Source organism: Cyclonatronum proteinivorum, from assembly GCF_003353065.1.
GTDB classification, from domain to species: Bacteria; Bacteroidota; Rhodothermia; order Balneolales; family Cyclonatronaceae; genus Cyclonatronum; species Cyclonatronum proteinivorum.
The window spans coordinates 3,807,204-3,828,629 of record NZ_CP027806.1 but is presented as its reverse complement, the minus strand read 5'-3'; the positions used below and the strand labels follow the sequence as shown (position 1 = coordinate 3,828,629).

At 53.2% G+C, this 21,426-nt stretch carries 21 protein-coding genes; 8 read left to right on the top strand and 13 right to left on the bottom strand.

Features of this window, described 5'->3' with window-relative positions; all coding sequences use genetic code 11:
• Positions 1-114 precede the first annotated feature (114 nt).
• Both ligA and CYPRO_RS14595 read right to left on the bottom strand, forming a co-directional pair.
• Positions 115-2,112 carry an NAD-dependent DNA ligase LigA gene (gene ligA / locus CYPRO_RS14600; protein WP_114985319.1) on the bottom strand — a complete coding sequence of 666 codons (1,998 nt, stop codon included), beginning with the start codon at positions 2,110-2,112 and terminating at the stop codon, positions 115-117.
• Positions 2,113-2,127: 15 nt separating this feature from the next.
• Complete coding sequence (locus CYPRO_RS14595) at positions 2,128-3,453, bottom strand: helix-turn-helix domain-containing protein (RefSeq protein WP_114985318.1); 1,326 nt, start codon at positions 3,451-3,453, stop codon at positions 2,128-2,130.
• 438 nt (positions 3,454-3,891) lie between these two features.
• On the opposite strand from CYPRO_RS14595, the gene CYPRO_RS14590 reads away from it, so the two are divergent.
• From CYPRO_RS14590 to surE, 8 genes are all read left to right on the top strand, one after another.
• Positions 3,892-5,325 (top strand): polysaccharide biosynthesis C-terminal domain-containing protein, encoded by a 1,434-nt coding sequence (locus CYPRO_RS14590; RefSeq protein WP_114985317.1) that lies wholly within the window; start codon positions 3,892-3,894, stop codon positions 5,323-5,325.
• Positions 5,326-5,341: 16 nt separating this feature from the next.
• Positions 5,342-6,109, top strand: coding sequence for a ComF family protein (locus tag CYPRO_RS14585; protein WP_114985316.1), 768 nt, complete (start codon positions 5,342-5,344; stop codon positions 6,107-6,109).
• A gap of 209 nt (positions 6,110-6,318) precedes the next feature.
• Entirely contained in the window at positions 6,319-7,014 is a 696-nt protein-coding gene (locus CYPRO_RS14580) for a hypothetical protein (RefSeq protein ID WP_114985315.1), read from the top strand.
• 18 nt (positions 7,015-7,032) lie between these two features.
• Positions 7,033-7,647: a hypothetical protein gene (locus tag CYPRO_RS14575; protein ID WP_124245636.1), complete on the top strand. Its 615-nt coding sequence runs from the start codon at positions 7,033-7,035 to the stop codon at positions 7,645-7,647.
• A gap of 173 nt (positions 7,648-7,820) precedes the next feature.
• On the top strand, positions 7,821-8,510 hold the full coding sequence (ubiE, locus tag CYPRO_RS14570) for a bifunctional demethylmenaquinone methyltransferase/2-methoxy-6-polyprenyl-1,4-benzoquinol methylase UbiE (RefSeq protein WP_114985313.1): 690 nt from the start codon (positions 7,821-7,823) through the stop codon (positions 8,508-8,510).
• 173 nt (positions 8,511-8,683) lie between these two features.
• Positions 8,684-9,127 (top strand): 3-hydroxyacyl-ACP dehydratase FabZ, encoded by a 444-nt coding sequence (gene fabZ / locus CYPRO_RS14565; protein WP_333472982.1) that lies wholly within the window; start codon positions 8,684-8,686, stop codon positions 9,125-9,127.
• Positions 9,128-9,147: 20 nt separating this feature from the next.
• Complete coding sequence (gene panB, locus CYPRO_RS14560) at positions 9,148-9,996, top strand: 3-methyl-2-oxobutanoate hydroxymethyltransferase (RefSeq protein WP_114985312.1); 849 nt, start codon at positions 9,148-9,150, stop codon at positions 9,994-9,996.
• Between the two features lie 33 nt (positions 9,997-10,029).
• Positions 10,030-10,794, top strand: a complete 765-nt coding sequence (surE, locus tag CYPRO_RS14555; protein ID WP_114985311.1) for a 5'/3'-nucleotidase SurE — start codon at positions 10,030-10,032, stop codon at positions 10,792-10,794.
• Positions 10,795-11,064: 270 nt separating this feature from the next.
• On the opposite strand, the gene CYPRO_RS14550 is transcribed toward surE, so the two are convergent.
• The 11 genes from CYPRO_RS14550 to ccoN all read right to left on the bottom strand — a co-directional run bounded on the left by CYPRO_RS14550 (position 11,065) and on the right by ccoN (position 21,378).
• A complete protein-coding gene (locus tag CYPRO_RS14550; protein ID WP_114985310.1) occupies positions 11,065-11,901 on the bottom strand; it encodes an esterase/lipase family protein in 837 nt (278 codons plus the stop codon).
• A gap of 11 nt (positions 11,902-11,912) precedes the next feature.
• Positions 11,913-12,353 carry a hypothetical protein gene (locus tag CYPRO_RS14545; RefSeq protein ID WP_114985309.1) on the bottom strand — a complete coding sequence of 147 codons (441 nt, stop codon included), beginning with the start codon at positions 12,351-12,353 and terminating at the stop codon, positions 11,913-11,915.
• Between the two features lie 97 nt (positions 12,354-12,450).
• Positions 12,451-13,722 (bottom strand): bifunctional phosphopantothenoylcysteine decarboxylase/phosphopantothenate--cysteine ligase CoaBC, encoded by a 1,272-nt coding sequence (coaBC, locus tag CYPRO_RS14540; RefSeq protein WP_114985308.1) that lies wholly within the window; start codon positions 13,720-13,722, stop codon positions 12,451-12,453.
• 8 nt (positions 13,723-13,730) lie between these two features.
• A complete protein-coding gene (locus CYPRO_RS14535) occupies positions 13,731-14,021 on the bottom strand; it encodes a DNA-directed RNA polymerase subunit omega (protein ID WP_114985307.1) in 291 nt (96 codons plus the stop codon).
• A gap of 51 nt (positions 14,022-14,072) precedes the next feature.
• The gene (gmk, locus tag CYPRO_RS14530; RefSeq protein WP_114985306.1) at positions 14,073-14,672 is read right to left on the bottom strand and encodes a guanylate kinase; all 600 of its coding nucleotides are present in this window, start codon (positions 14,670-14,672) and stop codon (positions 14,073-14,075) included.
• 3 nt (positions 14,673-14,675) lie between these two features.
• The gene (locus tag CYPRO_RS14525; protein WP_114985305.1) at positions 14,676-15,557 is read right to left on the bottom strand and encodes a YicC/YloC family endoribonuclease; all 882 of its coding nucleotides are present in this window, start codon (positions 15,555-15,557) and stop codon (positions 14,676-14,678) included.
• Between the two features lie 452 nt (positions 15,558-16,009).
• The gene (locus CYPRO_RS14520) at positions 16,010-16,474 is read right to left on the bottom strand and encodes a FixH family protein (RefSeq protein WP_114985304.1); all 465 of its coding nucleotides are present in this window, start codon (positions 16,472-16,474) and stop codon (positions 16,010-16,012) included.
• Between the two features lie 76 nt (positions 16,475-16,550).
• The gene (gene ccoG / locus CYPRO_RS14515; RefSeq protein WP_114985303.1) at positions 16,551-18,035 is read right to left on the bottom strand and encodes a cytochrome c oxidase accessory protein CcoG; all 1,485 of its coding nucleotides are present in this window, start codon (positions 18,033-18,035) and stop codon (positions 16,551-16,553) included.
• A 250-nt stretch (positions 18,036-18,285) separates the two neighbouring features.
• Entirely contained in the window at positions 18,286-18,957 is a 672-nt protein-coding gene (locus CYPRO_RS14510; protein WP_114985302.1) for a cbb3-type cytochrome c oxidase N-terminal domain-containing protein, read from the bottom strand.
• 2 nt (positions 18,958-18,959) lie between these two features.
• On the bottom strand, positions 18,960-19,169 hold the full coding sequence (locus tag CYPRO_RS14505) for a cbb3-type cytochrome c oxidase subunit 3 (RefSeq protein ID WP_114985301.1): 210 nt from the start codon (positions 19,167-19,169) through the stop codon (positions 18,960-18,962).
• 25 nt (positions 19,170-19,194) lie between these two features.
• The gene (gene ccoN, locus CYPRO_RS14500; protein WP_114985300.1) at positions 19,195-21,378 is read right to left on the bottom strand and encodes a cytochrome-c oxidase, cbb3-type subunit I; all 2,184 of its coding nucleotides are present in this window, start codon (positions 21,376-21,378) and stop codon (positions 19,195-19,197) included.
• Positions 21,379-21,426 lie beyond the last annotated feature (48 nt).

Sequence of the window (21,426 nt, the reverse complement as noted above, 5' to 3'; positions counted from 1 at the left end):
ATCGTGCTTTTTAAAAAAACAACCGGTGTGTGACTGCCTGAATATGTTTCTTTTTTGAACTGTTTTCAAACAAAAAAACCGAAGCCGGAGCAGGCGTCGGTTTTTTGTGCATGATCAGTTAATCATTTGGAGGAGCTCTTCTTCGGAAAGGATGGGCACGCCAAGCTTTTGGGCTTTATCGAGTTTGGAACCGGCTTCTTCTCCGGCCAGTAGATAGTTCGTTTTCTTACTTACAGAGCCGGTGACTTTCCCGCCGTTGTCTTCAATTAATTTTTTGGCTTCATTTCGCTTCAGCCCGGGCAGGGTGCCGGTGATTACGAATGTGAGACCCGCGAGCTTATCCGAAGCAGTTTCGGCCTGTTCGGCTTCGAACTGAAGCCCATAGTTTCGCAGGCGTTCGGTGATGGTCCGGTTTGCTTCGTTTTCGAAAAACTGTACGACCGAGTCGGCAATCCGTGGCCCGATGGCGTCCACCGCGCTCAGCTCTTCCGCGCTTGCGCTAATGATGGCGTCAATGCTGCCGAAGGCCTTTGCCAGGTCTTTGGCAACTTTATTTCCCACAAACCGAATGCCGAGCGCATACAACACGCGCTCAAAAGCTTGCTTCTTGCTTGCTTCGATGGCGTCAATCAGGTTTTGTGCGCTCTTCTCGGCCATGCGCTCCAGCGGAATCAGCTGTTCTTTGTTCAGCTCATAAAGGTCGGCATAGGTTTCGATGAGGCCTTCATCAACCAGCTGTGCGACCACAGCTTCGCCCAGACCGTCTATGTCAAGGGCGTTGCGGCTTGCGAAGTGTTCAATCCGGATACGCACCTGCGGCGGACAGAGCGGATTCACGCAGCGAAGGGCGACTTCCCCTTCAATGCGGACAAGCGAAGCGGCGCAGGCCGGGCACTCCTGCGGCATGGTAAATTCAGAGCCGCGGCCGTCGGCTTCGGGGTTGAGTACGCTCACCACCTGCGGGATAATTTCGCCGGCTTTTTCAACCAGCACGCGGTCGCCAATCCGGATATCCTTACGGCGGATCTCGTCTTCGTTGTGCAGCGAAGCACGCTTTACCGTTGTTCCGGCCAGCTGAACCGGTTCGAGCTCGGCCACCGGCGTAACGGTGCCAAGCCTGCCCACCTGCAATGTTATATCGTTGATGGTCGTGATTGCCTGTTCCGCTTCAAACTTGTAGGCCGTCGCCCAGCGCGGCGCCTTGGCCGTTACGCCCAGAATATCCCGGAAACGCTCCTGATTCACTTTAATCACCACCCCGTCGGTCTCGAAAGGATGATCATGCCGGGAGTTGTCCCACTCCTTAATGAGTTCGCTGACTTCTTCAATGGTGCGGCACTCTTTCCGCACATCACAAACAGGAATGCCGAAATCAAGCAGCATATCCAGCTTGGCACTTTGCGTGAGCTCACGGGCTTCATCGCCTTCAAGCAACAGGTCGTAGGCAAAAAAGCGGATGGGCCGCTCGGCTACAATCGCAGGGTCCTGCAGTTTCAGGGTGCCGGCCGTTGCGTTGCGCGGGTTGGCAAAAACAGCCAGCCCGTCTTCTTTCCGCAACTGATTCATTTCATCGAAGGCTTTCAGCTCCATGTAAGCTTCGCCGCGGACTTCCAGCACGTCCGGAAAATTGCCGCGCAAACGGAGCGGTACATCATCCACGGTGCGCACATTTGCGGTGATGTCGTCGCCCTTGGTACCGTCGCCGCGGGTTGCTGCGAGCACGAGGCGTCCGTTTTCGTAACGCAGCCGAAGAGCCATGCCGTCATACTTCAGTTCGGCATTGTAGGTGAAGTCGTTGTGACCCAGTAAATTGCGGACCCGTTTGTCGAAGTCAAACAGCTCTTCCGCATTGTAGGTATTGGAAAGGCTCAGCATGGGCACGGGGTGTACCACGTTCACAAAGTTCTTGCTGGGCTTTCCGCCGATACGGACCGTTGGGGAGTCCGGGGTCTGCAGGTCGAACCGGAGCTCAAGCGCAAGCAATTCTTCCAGCTTGCGGTCAAACTCCCGGTCACTCATGATGGGTTCAGCCTTATCGTAGTAGGCTTCGTTGGCTTTGTTCAGAAGCTGCCGGAGTTCGGCGATTTGGTGCTGAGCCTGTTCAGCGGTCATAAACGTGGGTTCAGGTTAGAACAGCGGGCGGTCGATAATCTCTGTTGGAGGATTGATCCCTTCGGGCAGCCGCGGTTCGGTAAACGATTCAAGGGTTGGATCGTCTTCAAACTGTGAGCGACGGATAATGCGTTCACCCTGATTGGTGACTTCAGCAAAAGTCGAAATAACGCGGTCTTCGTACATCACGATCATGCGGTTGAAATTTCCTGTTAGCACGATTTCATCAATAAACTGTACGCGCATGCCGCGCCCGATTTCGACCCAGTAGGGCCTGCGGTTCTCGAAGGTATCGGCGCTAACCCGGAAAGGCTCGAGGTTGCCGGTTGCAGCATAAATTACGACGGCCAGGGTGTCGGGAAGCGTTTGTGCAGGGGCGGAAGTCAGTCCGGGATCGGGGGCGACCGGCGCGTCGAGGGTGTCAGAAAGCAACAGCTCGGGGGTGCGGTCGGGTACGGTGGTTTGCTGTTCGGTTGGCGGGATGCTGTCGCTGAACAAGCCGCTAAAGCCGTCTTCGCTATTCAGGTACCAATAGCCGAAAGCACCGAGTGCAATGAGCACGAGGGCAACAATTAGGATGGCAGATACCGGGACCGGACTTTTTTTGGAAGCCCCCCGGCTCACATCGCTCCAGTTGACTTCAGACGCGTCGGGTCCGCGATAGGACCCGGTTTTGTTGACCCGTGCGGGGCGTCCGGCCTTAACCGTTGACGCTTTGGTCCGGCCTGAAGCTGTTTCTTTTGATTTTGATGAGGCAGAAGCGGCAGCCGCTTTGGTACCTTGTGACGCAGACTGAGACTGAGACTGAGACTGAGACTGAGATTGAGATTTAGACTGAGACTGAGATTGTGGTTGTGGTTGTGACTGTGCCTTCGTACCGGATGTGTTCGTGCTCGTTTTGTCCGCGCCGGAGCTCGGGGCTTGGGTGGTATCCGGCTTGCTGCCCTGATCAGCTTTTTGAGGCTGAGGCGGTTTTGCGGCAGGTGTTTTTGGGGATGATGAAGCTGTTGTTGCTCCGGTTTTGGGGTAGGCTTCTTTCTTTTGCTCTGCCGCCGTTGGCGTTTGTCCCGTCGCGTATCGTTTTAGAAGAAAGCCCTGATAGTTGCTTACATCCATCTGATCGAGTGCTTCGATCATGTCATCATCACTAATGCCCAACGCACGGGCGTACGTACGCACAAAGCTCCGGATGTATGTTTTGTTCTGTTTTGACTTAAAAATGCTACCGTCTTCTATCTGACTGATAATGAGCGTTGAGAGTCTCGTCTTGTCGTGTATATCATCTGCACTAAGTTTAAGCTGCTGCCGAATGGATACTAAATCTTCTTGAAGCTTGGCCATATTCTAACTACCTGGAAATAATGATCTTTTAAAAAAAATGGGTATGCAAACCCGCGCAAAAAATGACTGTCCTATTTAAAACTTAAAGATTCAAAATATACTTGACTTTATCCAAAAATGACAGCCGCGGATCTGCCTAATTTGCGCTGGATCAGGATTACCCCGAATGCGGGTTAACACCACAATCAGGTTGCATGTGCCGCCTTGAACTTCTTTAGGGTTCGCAACACCGGGGACTTTATCAAAAGAGTGGATCCGGGAAGGCCGGGAACCTGAGTGGCGGTCTGTTTGAATGAAGGAAAGCCGGATTTGCGTATGCTGATAACGGACATTTCTTATCGGGATTCTCCGTCGGGATTTTCAGGGTGAAGGTTGCGTACTGCTTTCTTAAATTCAATTCTTTCCTGACGGAAATCACTTCCTTTAAAATCACCTTCCTTGAAGCTGCCGCAGTTGACTTCCTTTTACCGAAAGCTCGGTGCAATGACCATTGCCCGCTTTATTACCATTGGCACAGCCCTGCTCGTCACCATGGTGCTCACGCGGATTATTTCGGGGGATGTGTATGGTGCCTACCGCAAGCTGTGGCTGATTTATCTCATTTTGGGCCCCGCATTTATCAATGCGCTTGCGAGCACGCTCTACTACCGCGGGGGAGCCGGAGATCCGGAACATGCTGTTGCAGTCAATTTGCTGCTCGGTGCTGCCGCGGGTCTGCTTACCGGAGCACTTGCCCTTTTTGGTGCCGGATTCTGGGCTGAAATCCTGAATCTCCCGGGGCTCGAAGATGGTTTCCGGTTCTTCGCGCTGTATATGGCGCTTGCCGTGTTTGCGGGCATTGCGGAGCCGCTCTTCGTAACCTTGGGCCGGAAAAAATGGCTGATCAGCTACAGTATCGGGTACAATCTTATTGAAGCAAGCCTGATTATCGGCGGCTTTGTGTTCCGGCTTGAGCTGCCGTACATCATGCTGCTCATGGCCCTGAGCCCCGCCCTGCGTGCAGCTTTTGTGGTTTTGGCTTCTGTGAAAAGCATGAAACAATGGCCTGCGCTTGGCGCTCTTCGGACCGAAGCTTCGGCTTCCCTGCGCTATGCTGCCGGGATGTTTCTGCTTGCGGTAACGTCAACGGCAGCCCTGTACGCCGATAAATGGATTATTGCCCTGTTTTTTGAAAGCGACCGTCTGTACGCCGTATATGAGATCGGCGCGCGCAAAATACCGTTTGTCATCGCGCTGACTTCTGCGGTAAGTGCGGCGCTGGTTTCGGAATACAGCAAACAGCTCACTTCCGGCTCGTATGACGCCGCCCTGCAGGAAGCCCGGCGGGCGAGTCAGCGGCTGGCCTTGCTGCTGCTGCCGGTGCTCGCGGTGCTGTTTGTGTTTGCTGAACAGGCGCTTTTTCTGCTGTTTGGCGGCTTTGCGGATTCCGCGCCCATTTTCCGGATTTATCTGCTCACGGTGCTGACGCAGCTGGTGTTTCCGCAGAGTATACTGCTTGCGCTGGGGCGCAGTGATGTGAATGCGCGCTTCAGCGTTGCCGAGCTCGTATTTAATGTTGCCCTGAGCCTTGCCCTGGTCATGTGGATCGGATTTGCGGGGCCTGCCCTTGCGACCCTGGCGAGCCATGTGTTTTTTACGGCGGCCCTTTTTGGATACTGCCGCGCACACTATGGCATTCGGGTGCGCTCGCTGGTGCCGGGCCGCGGATTGCTGCCGCTGCTTTGGGGGCTGCCGCTGGTAGTGCTGCCGGGGGCACTGTTAAAGTATCAGGCAGGTCTGGCATGGCTCGGATTTGCCGCAGCTGCAACGATTGCCGCAGTTTTTATCCTGATCGTACTCAACCGGAAGCCCGCAGCCGGGACCACTTCTTAGCCCTGAGAACCGACTTATGCGCCCTGAGCTACCCGGAAACACATCCCCCGAAACCCAACCCGAACAGCACCTGACAGGCTTCCGTGCGCTGGTTCAGGGGCTGCTGTCGGTGGCTTTTCCGGTGAACTGTATGGGCTGCGGAACGGCCCTGCCCGCCCGGGACCGCCTGCTGTGTGAGCGCTGCCCGCATGAACGCTTCAGTGATCCGAATCCGTCGAATGCGCTGACGTGTGAGAAGCTGCTGCTGCCGGAAGGCATTTTGTTTCAGGACGCGCTTTGGAAGTATGATAAGGGTGGTTTGCTGAACCAAATCATTCATCTGCTGAAGTATGAGGGAATGGCAGCGGTAGGGGAGGAGGTGGGCTATTATGCGGGACGGCGCCTGCAGGAGCGGCATATTGAGGGCGCGCGGCGGTTTGAATCCGGGGCGCCTGTGCTGCTGTTGCCGGTGCCGCTGCACCCGAAGCGCGAGCAAAAGCGGGGCTACAATCAGGCGCGGCAAATCGCCCTTGGCATGAGCCGGGCGACGGCGCTTCCGGTAGCGGATCCGCAGCTTGTGGTGCGTCAGAAAAACACCAAAACGCAGACCCGATTCAGCTTGTCGGAGCGCATGGTGAATCTGAAGGGCGCGTTCCGGCTGACGGACTTCAGCCTTGTGCAGGGCCGGCATGTGATTATTGTGGATGATGTGTTCACGACTGGCTCAACGGCTTTTACGCTTGCCGGGGTGCTGCAGGAGGCCAAACCGGCTTCGGTGTCGGTGTTTACGATTGGTATGGCCTGAGGCCTGCAATCATACCTGTCTTTATTGTTGATGATTCGTCTCTGAAGTTCGGCATTTACCGACTGTCAATTTGTTCAATCAGGCGTTTGGCGGGAAGGTGGCTGCTGTTTCCAATAGCGGCTAATAAAGCGTATTTTAAGGCCGCATAATCCGACCCCTACAACAGCACTTCGACGGCAGCCGCTGTGCGCTGTCAGATCCTATTCATCATGCTTAAAAACGTATTCACTTCCGGTGGTGATTTTCCCTATCTGGATTCTCCGGCGGGGCTGCTCACGCCCAAAGGATATTTGTTTTACACCCGCGAATCCGTACTTGAGGCCTATGCCGGAAAGCTGCTTTCGGAACAGCCTGTCGGTGAATGGCTTCGCAGGGCTACCCGCTGTATCGAGAGTACGGACGCGGCCGGCGTGTGGTCGGTGCTGCTGTTTTTGTCACTTCTGCCGCTGATGTGGGCGATACCTGCCGTGCTGGGTGTGTCCATACTCTGGCACCAAAGCCGAACCGCCTTCGCCGGACCTGCAGCCGACGCTTTCCTGAAAGTCTTCACGAATGAAATTGTGATGCTGCTTGCAGGTGTTGCGGTGCTTTCCTGGCTGGGGATTAGCGGGGAAGCGGGTAAAGCCGCAAGCGGTATCGCGCTTTTTCTGGTGTATAAATTCGGCTGGATAAGGATGCTGCTGAGCCGCATGTTTGAAGGTGATGCGTATGGTAACGCCAACCTGAAGGCCGATCCCCCGCAACCCGGCTCAAACGATCGTATCCTGAATATGCTGCTGATTCGGTTTGGAATTAAAAGCGGGATAACCCTGCCATCGGTTGAGGTGATGGAACGCGACATCATGCAGGCGATGCAAAAAAGTGCGTCGCAGCGGAAACAGTGGACAAAAGGCCACAAAAAGTAAATTTAAAGGAAAGAACAGATGATGAACAGAACAGGGATAATGGTCGTGGTTGCTTTACTTACAGGGATCGTGGTTTCAGGCTGCGCCCGGACGGGCTGGCTGAAGGAGGATCCAAGGGTAAGCACCTGGTCGGTTTATCTTGAGCAAACGTCGCCGGACAGTTTTGATCTTGAAACGCGCCGGCTTGACACAAACCTAAGTACCCGCCTGCAGCAAGGTGCTGCGGACTCGCTGGCAGCGTCGGCGCTGGACCGCGTGCTTGCTGCCTACAGTCGGGGCGGACAGGAAACCCTGCGCATGGCTGAGAGCCCCGTGGATGCCGATATCGTGTTTCGTGTGGATGAAGTACACGTGCGGGCCGTCCGAACCCTGAATGTGGTGCACCCCGGGCCGGTATACCGCGTACGGATTTCGGTGAGCGGCTGGCAGGGACAAACCCGTGTTTTCGAAAAGCGCACGACGCAGCACGGTAATCTTGCGGTACTCGCCGCAGACGGCGCACGCTTTTATGTGCCTTCATCGGAAGAGCGCACCGACAGCGGCCTGCAGCAACAAACCATTTTTCCGGTCATGCACTCCGTGTTTGGTCAGATCTGGCAGGAGGCGGCCGACCACAACCGGGTGCGGTATTAATCGTGCTAACGGAATGTAGCACCGTCTTTTAAGGTTTAAGCCGCTATGATTACGACAGTCTGTGTGTAATGTCAAAATCCGTACGCACCCGTGCTGTTTTCAATACATTTTTGATCTTCTCTTATTACACCGCAGCCTGAAACAGGCTGCGGTTTTTTTCTAAATCCCATCCCATGAGTGAACAAGTAAGACAGATGTTCGGCTCCATCGCCGACCGGTATGATATGATTAACACTGTGCTATCCTTTGGCATACACCACCGGTGGCGCAAAAAAGCGGTAAAGCTGAGCGGGGCAAAACCGGGACATCACGTGCTTGACTGCGCGACCGGTACAGGCGATTTCGCCATCACCTTCAAGAAAAAAGTGGGTCCGCAGGGGCATGTAATTGGTACAGACTTTTCTGACGCGATGATTGCGCCGGCGCCCGGAAAGGCACGAAAGAAAGGTCTCGATATTCAGTTTGAGGTCGCCGACGCCATGGATCTGCCCTTCGAGGAAGACCGCTTTGACATTGCGAGCATTGCTTTCGGCATTCGCAACGTGGATGATCCGGTTGTGACCCTGCGCGAAATGGCGCGGGTAGTGAAGCCCGGCGGCAAGGTGATCGTGCTCGAATTTGGTCAGGCGTACGGCATTATGAAAGTGCCTTTCACCCTGTACTCCAAATACGTGATGCCAACAGTTGGGGGCTGGCTGAGCGGTAACAAGCAAGCCTACGAGTATCTGCCTGAAACAAGTGCCAAGTTCCCGGCTGCCGACAAGTTCCTGGACCTGATGAAAGAGTCCGGAAGCTACAGCGCGCAGGCCTATCATACCTTGCAAAGCGGGGTCGCCTACATTTACGTAGGTACGGTAGCATAAAAGCCCGTTGGGCCGCTTTCATTTGTAAGTGAAAGGAATAAAAGATATTATTAAAAGTCAGGGGTTTCAGGGTTCGCTCAGCATGTGCTTATGCAGTTCTGAACCAGGCCCGGCCGATCAGCCCGAATCGTGCAATACTGCAATTTGTACATATTTATCCGAACGAGTAAGAAATGATGATGACAATTGAAGAAATCAAAGCCGTAATACCGCACAGATATCCGTTTTTGCTGGTTGATCGTGTTTTGGAGATGGACAATAAAAAAATAGTCGCTATTAAAAATGTGACCGGGAATGAAGATTTCTTTAATGGTCACTTTCCCGGAAAACCCATTATGCCAGGGGTACTGCAGGTTGAGGCGATGGCGCAGGCTGGTTGCATACTTTTTCTTAAAATGCTGGCTGAAGATCCTGAAAATACGACCATCGTTTTTTCTTCGATTAACAAAGCAAAATTCAGAAAACCCGTTGTGCCGGGAGATCAGCTGCACATGGAAGTGGAAGTCGTATCCATCCGCCGGCAGTTTGCTACGCTCAGAGGCACGGCTACCGTTGATGGCAAAGTCGCCTGTGAGCTCGATGCTACGGCCGCCTTTGTTCCTTCTGATTCTCTCTAAAACCAGCAACCCTTCAAATAATGAGTACACAGCTCGGAGATTCCGCGAAAAAGCCTAACACTGTTAACCCTGTGAAAGTTACCACGCAGACCGTCGTGGATATGAAGCACCGCGGGGAAGCCATCAGCATGCTAACGGCCTATGATTTCACCATGGCCAAGCTGATCGATGCTGCCGGTATCGATATTATTTTAGTGGGGGATTCTGCGAGTAACGTAATGGCCGGCTTTGAAACGACCCTGCCCATCACGCTCGATCACATGATCTACCACACTTCCTGCGTAGTGCGCGGCGTTGATCGTGCCCTTGTGGTTGCTGATCTGCCGTTCATGAGCTATCAGGTGACGACCAAAGAAGCCCTGATCAGTGCGGGCCGAATGATGAAAGAAGCCGGTGCGCATGCTGTCAAGCTCGAAGGCGGCACGCCCATCGTTAACACTGTGCGCCGTATTGTGGACGCAGGTATTCCTGTGATGGGGCACCTTGGGCTGACCCCGCAGAGTATCTATAAATTCGGCACCTATAAAGTTCGGGCTACCGAAAATCAGGAAGCCGATCAGCTTCTTGAAGACGCGCGCAAACTTGAAGACGCCGGCTGTTTCGGGCTTGTACTCGAGAAAATCCCCTCCAAACTTTCTAAGATGGTCACCGAGAGCCTCAGTATCCCGACCATCGGGATAGGTGCCGGGTCTCACTGCGACGGTCAGGTGCTGGTGAGCCATGACATGCTGGGCCTCAATAAAGATTTTCATCCCCGATTCCTGCGTCGCTACGCCGACCTGCACAATACCGTAGTCGGAGCTGTGAGCAGCTACGTGCAGGACGTCAAATCCCGCGACTTCCCGAATGAGAAAGAGCAGTACAATTAAAACCGACCAAGTTCAAGAGAGACCCCACACCCCATGAGCGCAAAGCAGGAACGGCTGATACTTGTTGCCAACGACGACGGCATTTTTTCAAAAGGCATCAGGGCACTGGTTGAAGTTGCCGAGCGATTTGGCCGCGTCATCGTCGTAGCTCCTGACAGGCAGCAAAGCGCTGTCGGGCATTCCATTACCATATCGGAACCTCTGCGCACGCAAAAATTTGAGATGAAGGAAGGCGTTACGGCCATTTCAGTGAACGGCACTCCCGCAGACTGCGTGAAGCTTGCCACAGATCAGCTTCTCAAAGAAAAACCTGATCTTGTACTCAGCGGCATCAATCACGGCTCCAATGCGGGTATCAACATCATCTACTCGGGCACAGTAAGTGCTGCGACCGAAGGCACCATTCTCGGATATCCGTCCATTGCCGTGAGCTGCATGGATTTCGCAGAAGACGCTGATCTCAGCGGCGCACAGGAAGCTGCGGCACGCGCGGTGCAGTTCGTATTTGACAACGGCCTGCCGAAGGGCATCACCCTGAACGTGAATGCGCCCGCGGGTCCGTTTAAACGCATGCGCTGGGCCCGGCAGGGCGACAGCCGCTACACCGACGAATACGTCGCCCGCGTTGACCCCGTCAACCGCCCCTACTACTGGATGTTCGGCCGTCTCGAAGTCCTCGACGAAGCCGATGATGTCGACATCAACGTGCTCAAAAGCGGATACGCCTCCATAACCCCCATTCAATATGACCTGACTGCCTACAAAGTATTTGAAGCCATGTCAGGCATGGATGTCTGAATCCTGCCTCCCGCGCCATTGAGGCGTGTCCCTGCATGGTAGAGACGCAATGCATTGCGTCTCTACGCGGGTTTATCACGGGTTATGCCCTGTCCACACGGGCGCCGTCAGACGGTGCAGCGGTAACAAGCGAAGCCCGCATCAAAAATATCATTTAGGATACCGTTTGCGCTGCAATCGCTGAGAAGCCCGTCCAGCATCCGGAATACGATATTATAAACCTGCCGATAAAAATCCTAACACGACCATCCCGCGAACGTCGGCTTAGGTCTACCAAATTTCCCGGAGCGATTTGGCGATGTCCACCCAGAGGTCGCGCCATTGCGGGATTTTTTTGGAAGAGAGGTTGAGCCGGATTTGCTCTGCGTGGGAGAGATCGGTTTCGGCAATCAGCTTGCCCCACTTTGCGCCTTCGGTAGGGACATAGCCGTCGTTGAGCCCTTCCCGCTCATAAATGTAGGTGTTGAAAGGGATCAGGAGCTTGTTAATCGGGGCGTCGGTGCCTTTGCCGCAGGCCGCGGTCACGGACTGATACACGACGTCGGGGTGATCGGGCGTGCCGGGGTTGAATTTTTCCTGCACGTACTCCGGGCTGAGCTCTTTTAGGGCGCTGAGTACATCGCTTGGGATGTTGGGATACACATTGTTGCCAAACCAGTTCATCATACCGAGCACATTTTCACGAATGGGCTCGGGGGTGTTCAACGTAAGCTTGGCCAGGCTTGTCCCCTGGTGCGGGGTGCACACAGTGGTAAGGCTCAGGATGTCGTCATGCCGCGCGAGCCGGCTGATGGCATAGCGCATATCGAGGCCACCCATGGAGTGTGCAATAACGTGCAGTTTATCCGCCCTCGTTTTTGCTTTTATGGTATCAATGATTTCGCACCAGGCTTCAGCCCGGGTTTCGATTCGTCCGTAGGGCAGAATGTTGGGGGCAAAGGCGAGCACGCCGTGTGTACGCAGCATTATGCAGGTGGAATGCAGCAGGCCCTTGCTTACAAGGTTTCCCAGCGCGCCAAAGCCATGACACAGCAGCACCGGATGACGCAGCAGGATGGGTTCGGGCTGTGGAAAAACATCGAGTTTAAAGCGCTGTAGAGGATTCATGTAAAATTGAGCTAAGGGCTGGGGATGAGTGGTTCAGCTGAATCCGAAAACCGCATTTCAAGGGTGCGCAGCAGCGTGTTTCTGTAGCTGAGCGTCAGATGGAGGGCCGTCTCGTCCTGATTGTAGCGGCCTTTAACCTGCACGCCGTAGGGGTAGGCTCCCTGCGCTATTGCGATGTGAACCCGCGTTGCCGGAAAGCTGCGGGCAAGCTGAATGCTGTAGTCGCGGCGGGTGAGCAGGCTGTCCACTTCTGTTGCACGAACCTGAAGCCTGCCGGGGGGAATGCCATGGTCTGCAAAGCTCTGTGTAATCAGCCGGTCAAGGGTGCCGAGATCTTCGAGCAGGTATTTTTGCGGAGGCGGTATGAGCAGGAGTAGCAGCGCTGCAACCGTACAACCTGAGAGGAGCAGCGCGAGCAGCGATTTCCGTTTTTTGAGCAGGCTTGCGTTCATGGGGCGGATCAGGACAGCTGGAAAAAGAAAGGAAATTTCGGGCGTTCAGGCGAAGTGAGCAGGAGCTGGGCGCGACTGGTATGTTCGGAATTGCCGCTCAGGATTCAGGCGTATCGTTTGAGAAGATACGCAGCAGCAGGGCTTCGGCAACCTTTTGTTTGGTGCCGCTGAACGCATGCGACCACTCAGAGCCGCCGTTTTCACCAATGAGAACGACTTCATTGCGATCCGATTCAAAGCCAGTATCTGCGCTGCCTATGGTGTTGGCTACAATATAATCTGCCTTCTTCCGCCGGCGCTTGGCGGCAGCCCGTGCGATGAGGTCTTCGGTTTCCATGGCGAACCCGATCAGGGTTTGGTGCGGAAGTTTGTTTTCACCCAGCCATTGCAGGGTGTCGGGGGTTTTCTCCAGCTTCATTTCAAGCGCTGCGCCTTCTTTCTTGACTTTGTGAGGGGAGCGGTTCGCCGGCCGAAAATCAGATACGGCAGCGGCAAGTATAAAAATGTCGTGCCCGGCATGCCGCGCCTGAACCGCTTCACAGAGGTCGTGTGCTGAAATAACGGGGACCGCTTCGATATCTTCAGGTACCGGGAGGGCTACTTTGCCGTGAACGAGGGTGACCGCTGCACCGAGTTTCCGGGCCGCTTCTGCCACAGCAAAACCCATTTTGCCGGTGCTGGGGTTGGAAAGGAAACGCACGGCGTCTGCATACTCCCGCGTGGGACCTGCGGTGATGAGCACGTTCTTTCCGCTTAGTGGTTTGGGTAGGGAAGCTGCCGCACCGGCAGGTTGACTTTCCAAGTCCATAATTTCCGACAGCGCACGGAGGATATGGGCGTTTTCCGGTAGGCGGCCTTTGTCTTCGAGACCGCTTGCGAGGTAGCCGTATTCCGGCTCGATGAGGTGGTAGCCGTATTCACGGGCAAGGGCGCGGTTGCGCCGGGTGGCCGGAGCTTCATACATGCCGCCATCCATGGTGGGGCAAATTACGACCGGGCAGCGTGCGGCAAGCACGGTGGAGGTAAGCATGTTGTCGGAGTGCCCGTGCACAATTTTAGCCAGGGTGTTGGCGGTGCAGGGCGCAATCAGCAGGACGTCGGCCCATTCGGCCCACTGAATGTGGCGCGACCAGCTTTCGGATACGTCGCTGTCTTTGGGAAAGACTTCAACCGGCACCGGCTGACGCGAAAGCGCGCTCATGGTATCCTGACCTAAAAAACGACGCGCGGATGGCGTCATGATTACACGCACTTCCGCCTGTTCTTTCTGAAGATCGCGCAATAAAAAAGCCGCCTTATAGGCGGCTATACCGCCCGTGATACCCAGTATAATGCGCTTACGGGCCAGCGGACGGGATTCAGCAATCATCCTGAAATTTATTGATTATCCGGGTAGCGGTAGGCAACTTTATTGTCCAGAAACTCACCAACGCCGCGAACCACAGGGTGTGACTTGGCTTCATATTCTTTGGAGATACGCTCTTGCTCTTCATTAAAAGAGAACTCGTCTTCTTCTTCAAAACCTTCGAAGTAACGAAGCTTTTCGTCAAGCTCCATTTTTTCGCGGGCGGCAATCTGACGCGAGCGCTTTGCCATAATTACGATAGATTCGTACAGGTTACCGGTAGTATCCTGGATTTTTTCAACATCAAGTGCACGAGCTGACATAAGGGGGATTTCAGTGTTATTAAATAAAAAAAGTGTACATGCTACCGAAACTCAGTAGCTGCAGCCGGTAAATTGGGTTATCAGGTCTTTGACGGCTGCGTACGCAAGGTCAAAATCATCATTTACCACAATGGCGTCGAAGTGTCCGGCTTGCTGAAGCTCCATTTTGGCGCGGTCAAGTCTCAAACGAAGGGTTTCTTCAGATTCAGTTCCGCGGCTGCGCAACCGGCTTTCCAAAACTTCGGTTGAGGGCGGCTTAATGAAGACAGACAGGCATGCATCACCGTAAACATTCTTCAGGTTTAGCGCACCTTTTACTTCAACGTCGAACAGGACAAAATAGCCATTTTTGATGTGATGTTCAACGTCACTTCTGAGGGTGCCGTAGCGTGATCCGTTGTAGAATTCTTCCCATTCGAGAAAGTCGCCCTGTTCAATATGCTGATCGAAAGTTTCACGGTCGAGGAAGTGATAGTCGCGGCCGTGTACTTCATTGGCGCGGGGCGCACGTGTTGTTGCGGAAACCGAAAAAACAAGCTGGTCATACTCGGCCAGAAGTTTTTTTGCAAGGGTAGTCTTGCCTGCGCCGCTCGGGGCGGTAATGACTACTACGCTGCCTTTTCCGGCATTTAAGGGCTTTTTCTCGAGCATGGCTTACACCAGGTTTTGAATTTGTTCGCGGATGGTTTCCAGAATTTCTTTCACATCAACCACTTTATGCGCAATTTCGGCGCTGTAAGACTTGGAACCGATGGTGTTGACTTCGCGCAGCATTTCCTGCATGAGGAAGTTGAGTTTGCGCCCCGAAGATTGCTGACCTTCAAGCGCTTCTTTGAAAAAGGTAATATGAGAGCGAAGCCGGACAATTTCTTCTGTTATATCGAGCTTGTCGGCAAGCAGGGCGATTTCCAGCTCCAGCCGCTCTTTGTCGTATTTGTCATCACCCAAAAGCGTAGCAATGCGTTCATGCAGTTTGGTGCGGGCTTCGGAAGACCTTCCTTCAGAGATGTGCAGGATGTCATCGGTAACAAGCTGAATCTGCCGCAGCCTTTCAAGGAGATCTTTGGCCAGCGCTGCGCCCTCATCCCGGCGCATGGTGCAGGTTCGCCCGGCGGCTTCATCCACAGATTTTTCAATGATACCGGTGATGAGCTTTTCTTCCGCTTCGGTGAGGCCTTCACGGGTGAAGATATCACTGAAGCCCATCAAATCCGTGTAGGTCGGTTTATGCGCAATACCAAGCTTACTGCCCAGATTTGAGAGCGCTTCGAAGTAAGCCGCAGCCAGGCTCTCGTTGATCACTACTTTTGGTTTTTGCGCACTGGTCTGTTCCAGCTTTACGCTTACCGTAATTTTTCCCCGCTCGAAACGCTGTTGCAGGTTGCTCCTTAAAGCCGGTTCAAGGTGCTGAAAATCTCCCGGCAGCTTGATACTGACGTCGCAGTAGCGGTTGTTTACAGAGCGGATTTCCGTCTCCACGGAATATCCTTCGGCCTGTGCTTGTGCCCGGCCAAAACCGGTCATTGATTCTGCCATAAAAAAGTACTTCAGTTGAATAAAAAAGTAGAACAGCTACTGTTAATTACCGGCATTCCATCGCTTAAAAATCGGGATCTCAATCGTACGCTTTAGTTCCTAAAAGCGGATTTTTAAAGCTGAATACGGTGCAGCTGCAATGCCGAAAGGTAATGAACTCAGCGCTTATTCACATGGAGAAAAATGCGGTGTTCTAAGGCATTCTCCCGCATATTCTTTCTGGGTGAAGGCTGCATAGCTACAGACCAAAAAGGATAGCGCAAGGGCAACTATGGCGCGAAATTAGGGTACGTTATTTCAAGCTGATCGGATGAGATGAGAAAAATATCATAGCCCGATATGAAGTGTCGCGATATAAGAAAGCCCGCTTCCAAATGCTGAAAGCGGGCTAAGACGAACGATATCCATCAAGCACTGCCCTGCAGCGGGCTGCCTGATATGGAGGCCGGATTTTATCTGATAAAGAAATCGTGTTCAGTGTAATAGTCAAGACCGTCGAATGCCCAGTCAACTTTCACACGCCACAGGCCGGGCGTACGGTCAGCAAAGGATAAGTACTGAACGCCATTTTCATCGGTCACAATCGGCAGAAGCTCATCCATACTCGAACCGGAAGGCCGGTAGAGCTGGATCTTACCATTGAGGCCATCTGCCTGCATGAAGTCAGGGAATACGATCTTGGCTTGTTGGCCCTGAAGGCTGAATTGTACAGGTTCGGCCAGGCTGTTGGCCCGTTTTGCCTTGTCTATATGATCCTGATAGGTTAGGGTCGCTTCATAGTACTCTTCGATTACCAGATCTGTTTTTTGGGTAAAAGTATAGAATACGAAGGTGAGGGTACCAACCACGAAGGTCATGTAAAAAAGGAAGATACCGAGGGGCCATTTCCATTCTTTTTTGGTTGAAGTATTTTCCATCGTTCAGTGTTGTTTTATTTCGGATTGTTGGTTTGAACTGTTGTTGAAAAGCCTGAGCGTTGCTGTGGCGCTTTCCTTAGCGGCCGGGTGGCGGACCCACAAAGTTGGTGCGCAGGGTTTGAATGCGGCGTCCTTCAAAGTAAACCCCAAACTCGACTGGTGTTTGCGCACCGGCAAGCTGTTCACGATCCAGGAAGACCATGATACGGCTTTCGATCTGTTGCTGACCCGGAACAGGGCGCTGTTCGCCCAGCCACTGAATTTCACCAGCCGGACTGATGAGGCGGAGCTCAACTTCGCTTTCGTTGAATGTTTTGTTGAAGAATTTCGCATTGTAGAAGTTCGAGAAACGGTCGCCCGGTAGTTCATTGTAGAGCATGCCCGGTTCGCGCAGAATTACGGTGTACACTTCCGGACGTGTAATGAACAAATACAGGAAGACCGAAAAAATGACGGTGAAAACCGCAAGGTACGCTTTCACCCGTGTGGTGAAGAAGTTGGGTTTCTCACCGTTTGCAACTGCGTTATAGGAGGTATAGGTAACCAGCTCTTCCGGCTTGCCGATTTTGCGCATAACATCGTTACAGGCGTCGATACAGGCGGTACAATTGATACACTCCAGCTGAATCCCGTTCCGGATGTCAATACCGGTAGGGCACACTTTCACGCACTGCGCACAGTCGATACAATCGCCATACACTTCGGTTTCGGTGTCGCCGTTTTTGGCGTAATTGGTTACGACCCCGTCAATCTTCTGACGCTTACCTACTTTAGCCCGGCCTTTGAGACCTTCACCCCGCGCAAAATCGTAGGTTACCGCAATGCTGTCGTTATCAACGAGCACAGACTGAAAGCGGCCATAGGGACAGGCTACAAGGCAGACTTGCTCACGGAAGCGGGAGAATACGCCGTAAAACAGCGCGGTAAATACCATGGTAGCCATGAAGCCGCCAAAGTTTTCCGCAGGTCCGGCCATCACAATCTCAATGACCTGATCTTTACCTATGATATACGCCATAAAGGTATGGGCTATCAGCAGGGCGATCGCTACAAAAAGGGTGTGTTTGGCCGCTTTTTTGAAAAACTTTTCCTGACTCATCGGGGCTTCGTTCAGCCGGCGTTGCTGTGTGGCATCGCCTTCAATGGCATACTCAATCTTCCGGAAGAGCATCTCCATGAATATGGTTTGGGGACAGACCCATCCACAGAAAAGACGCCCCCAAATCGCCGTAAAGAGAACAATAAAGATGATGAGGCTGATCATGGCCAGGAAAAACAGGTAGAAATCCTGCGGCCAGAATACGACGCCGAAAATCACAAAGGTACGCTCAAAGATGTTGAGCAGCAGCAGCGGGTTTCCGCCAATGGTAATGAAGGGGCCGGCGAAAAGAAATCCGAGAAGCAGCCAGCTCAGGTACGACCGGAGTTTATACAGGCGCCCGTCGGGCTTTTTGGGATAAATCCAGTTTCGTTTGCCGTCTTCGGTAATGGTTGAGACAAAATCCCGGTAACTTTCTTCTCGGGTGATCGGGTTAATTTCCCGTTGGTTTGCTTTGCTCATGTTGTTGCCTTTTCTCTGTAATCCGGACTACTGTGCCGGATGTGTTTTGAACTTTTATTGTAAAATTAATCGGTTGGGCAGGCAAGGCTGTCTTTCCGGAAAGGTGCGGAAGTACGTATGCTGATTCCGCATCGGGGCTTTAGGGTGTAGTGTATATTGCAAAGGGGGAAGTTTTGCTGAAATCGGGGCATCAGACCGATTCGTTAGAATGAATCAGCTGACGCCCCATTATTTTCAGCGCAGCGTGCTGTTACTCATCAGCTGCGGGTACATCTTCACCGGCAGCAGTCGGGTCTTCGCAGCGCTCAGAACGGCTCATGTCCGGTGCTTTTGCGCCGGCAGGGTTGGTGCCGCGCAGTGAGATGATATAGCTGGCAAGCTTCGCCAGATCGTCATCGCCAATGCGAACAGTGCTGCCATAGGCCGGCATACCGCGGGTGGGGAAGCCTTCACTAATGCTTACCATCAGCGACTCCATATCGCAGCCGTATTTCCAGTACTCATTGGTGAGGTCAGGCCCTACCAGACCCTGTGCGTTCTGCCCGTGGCAGGTTGTACACAGGTTGGTGGAAGCGTTGAATACTTCGCGGCCCCGTTCCAGGCTTGCGGCATCGGTGAGCAGCACAGCCTGCGAAAAATCGCGGGCTTCTGTTTCCTGAATGCCATAGCGCTCGGCGGCCATAGCCATCTCGATTTCATACTCTTCTTCCTGGGAAGGCCCCCATCCAAGTACATCATAGTACAGCAGGTAGCCCACCGCGAAAATGATGGTCACATAGAAGCCGTACAGCCACCATGGCGGCATGTTGTTATCCAGCTCCTGAATGCCATCATACTCATGATCCATCAGCAGATCCCGTTCATCGTCGAGGATCAGGTTCTTATCGGGATCGTTTTTTGGTTTTTTGGATTGTTCAGCCATTGTCAGTTCCTTTTTTCCTTGGAATCGGCGGTGAAAATATCGTCTTCGTCAGAGTCGGGTCTAAGGGGCATGTTCTCGAGTTCTTCAACTTTGTTTTTGCTCATACTGAATACATAGGTGAGCATAAGGATGAAGAATCCGACAAAAATGACCAGGGAAATCAGGGGAAAAATTTCGATCCCCTGAATGGTTTCCAAAACGTCGCGTCTCATAGGGTAATCTCAGTTTTGGTTTCGGTTAGTCCTGACTCGCTGTGGTAGCAGCTTCGGGCGTATCATCCCGGAGCGGAATAGCATGCGCGCGTTCGCCCGGCTGTGCACTAATATCAGTACCCAGACGCTGCATATAGGCGATCATAGCCACCATATGACTGTTCCAGGCAGCTTCGAAACCGCTGGCATTAAGACCATTGGCGATTTCTTCAGCCTGACGCCGGTAATGATCGATGGCTTGCTGATCAAAGCCTTCTGCGTAAGGCACGCCGAGGCGCTGCAGGGTTCTGATCTTAGCCGGAATCCGGTCTACGTTTACTTCGCGCTCAACAAACCACGAATAGGCCGGCATAATCGAGCCCGGCGAAGTGGAGTACGGATCCATGAAGTGCATATAGTGCCAGGAATCAGGATACTTGCCGCCTACACGGTGCAGGTCTGGTCCGGTACGTTTCGAGCCCCAAAGGAAGGGTCGGTCGTACACAAACTCACCGGCTTTGGAATATTCGCCATAGCGCTCGGTTTCAGAACGGAACGGACGAATCATCTGAGAGTGACATCCCAAACAACCTTCTGCGATGTAAATATCGCGGCCTTCCAGCTCAAGCGGGGTGTAAGGCTGCACGCTGGCAATAGTCGGTACATTCGAGCTGATTAGCGCGGTAGGTACGTATTCAACAATACCCCCAATCAGGATGGCAACGGTTGTAAGCACGGTGAACAGCGTTGGCTTGGACTCCAGCCAGCGGTGGAAGGTGCTTTCTTTGCGCGCCGCAGATTCAGCTACAGCAACCTGCGCTTCAGCCTTCTCATCAGCAATCAGCGAGCCCTGTTTCATGGTCTTGAACAGGTTGTACGTTCCCACAAGTACACCAGTGAGATACAGGGTACCGCCCAGCGTACGGGCAATGTACATCGGGATCAGGTGGGTTACCGTCTCCATAAAGTTGGGGTACATCAGGGTACCTTCAGCGGTGAATTCTTTCCACATCAGCGACTGTGTGATTCCGCCCCAGTAAATCGGGATCACGTAAATCACCATACCCATCGTAGCGGCCCAGAAGTGGAAGTTGGCCAGCTTGATACTGTGCAGCTTGGTCCCGAAAATACGCGGAACAATGAAATACAGCATCGCGAAGGTCAGACCACCGTTCCAGGCAAGGGCTGCGGTGTGCACGTGGCTGATTACGTAGTCGGTATAGTGCGTGATGGCGTTCACACTCTTGAAGGACATCATCGGCCCTTCAAAGGTTGCCATACCATAAGCCGTTACACCAACGACCAGGAATTTAAGTACCGGATCCTGACGCACGCGGTCCCAGGCACCCCGCAGGGTAAACAGACCGTTGATCATACCACCCCAGGAAGGCGCAATAAGCATAACCGAGAACACCACGCCCAGCGACTGTGCCCAGCCCGGAAGGGCGGTGTACAGCAAGTGATGAGGTCCTGCCCAGATGTAAATGAAGATCAGTGCCCAAAAGTGGACAATAGAAAGACGGTAAGAGAAAATCGGACGGTTCGCCGCTTTCGGGATGAAGTAGTACATGAAGCCCAAAAACGGGGTCGTAAGGAAGAACGCAACCGCGTTGTGACCGTACCACCACTGCACCAGCGCATCCTGCACGCCTGCAAACATGGAGTAGCTCTTGAGCGCATCAACCGGTAGTACCAGGTTGTTCACGATGTGCAGCACGGCTACGGTAATGAAGGTCGCGATATAGAACCAGATCGCCACATACATGTGTTTAACCCGGCGCTTATAGATGGTCATCATCATATTGACGCCAAAAATCACCCAGACTACGGCGATGGCGATGGCGATGGGCCACTCAAGTTCAGCATATTCTTTGCTTTGGGTAAAGCCAAAGGGAAGGGTGAACACGGCCGATACGATAATGGCCTGCCAGCCCCAGAAGTTGAGTTTACTCAGGGTATCGCTCCACATACGGCTCTTACAAAGGCGCTGTAATGAGTAATAGACCCCCAGGAAAATGGCGTTACCCGCAAAGGCAAAAACAACGGCATTGGTGTGCAGCGGACGCAGGCGGCCGTACGAGAGCTCCGGTATGAAGCCCAGGAAGTTCGGCGCAAACAGCTTAATCGCAATGATTATGCCGACCAGCATCCCGATTACACCCCAAATTGCCGTCGCAATCGCAAAATTGCGGACAATCTTGTTGTCGTAATAGAAGGTTTCAGTTGCCATATTTACAATTGTTTATTGGTGTGATGGTATATCTCGTCTTTATTGGGA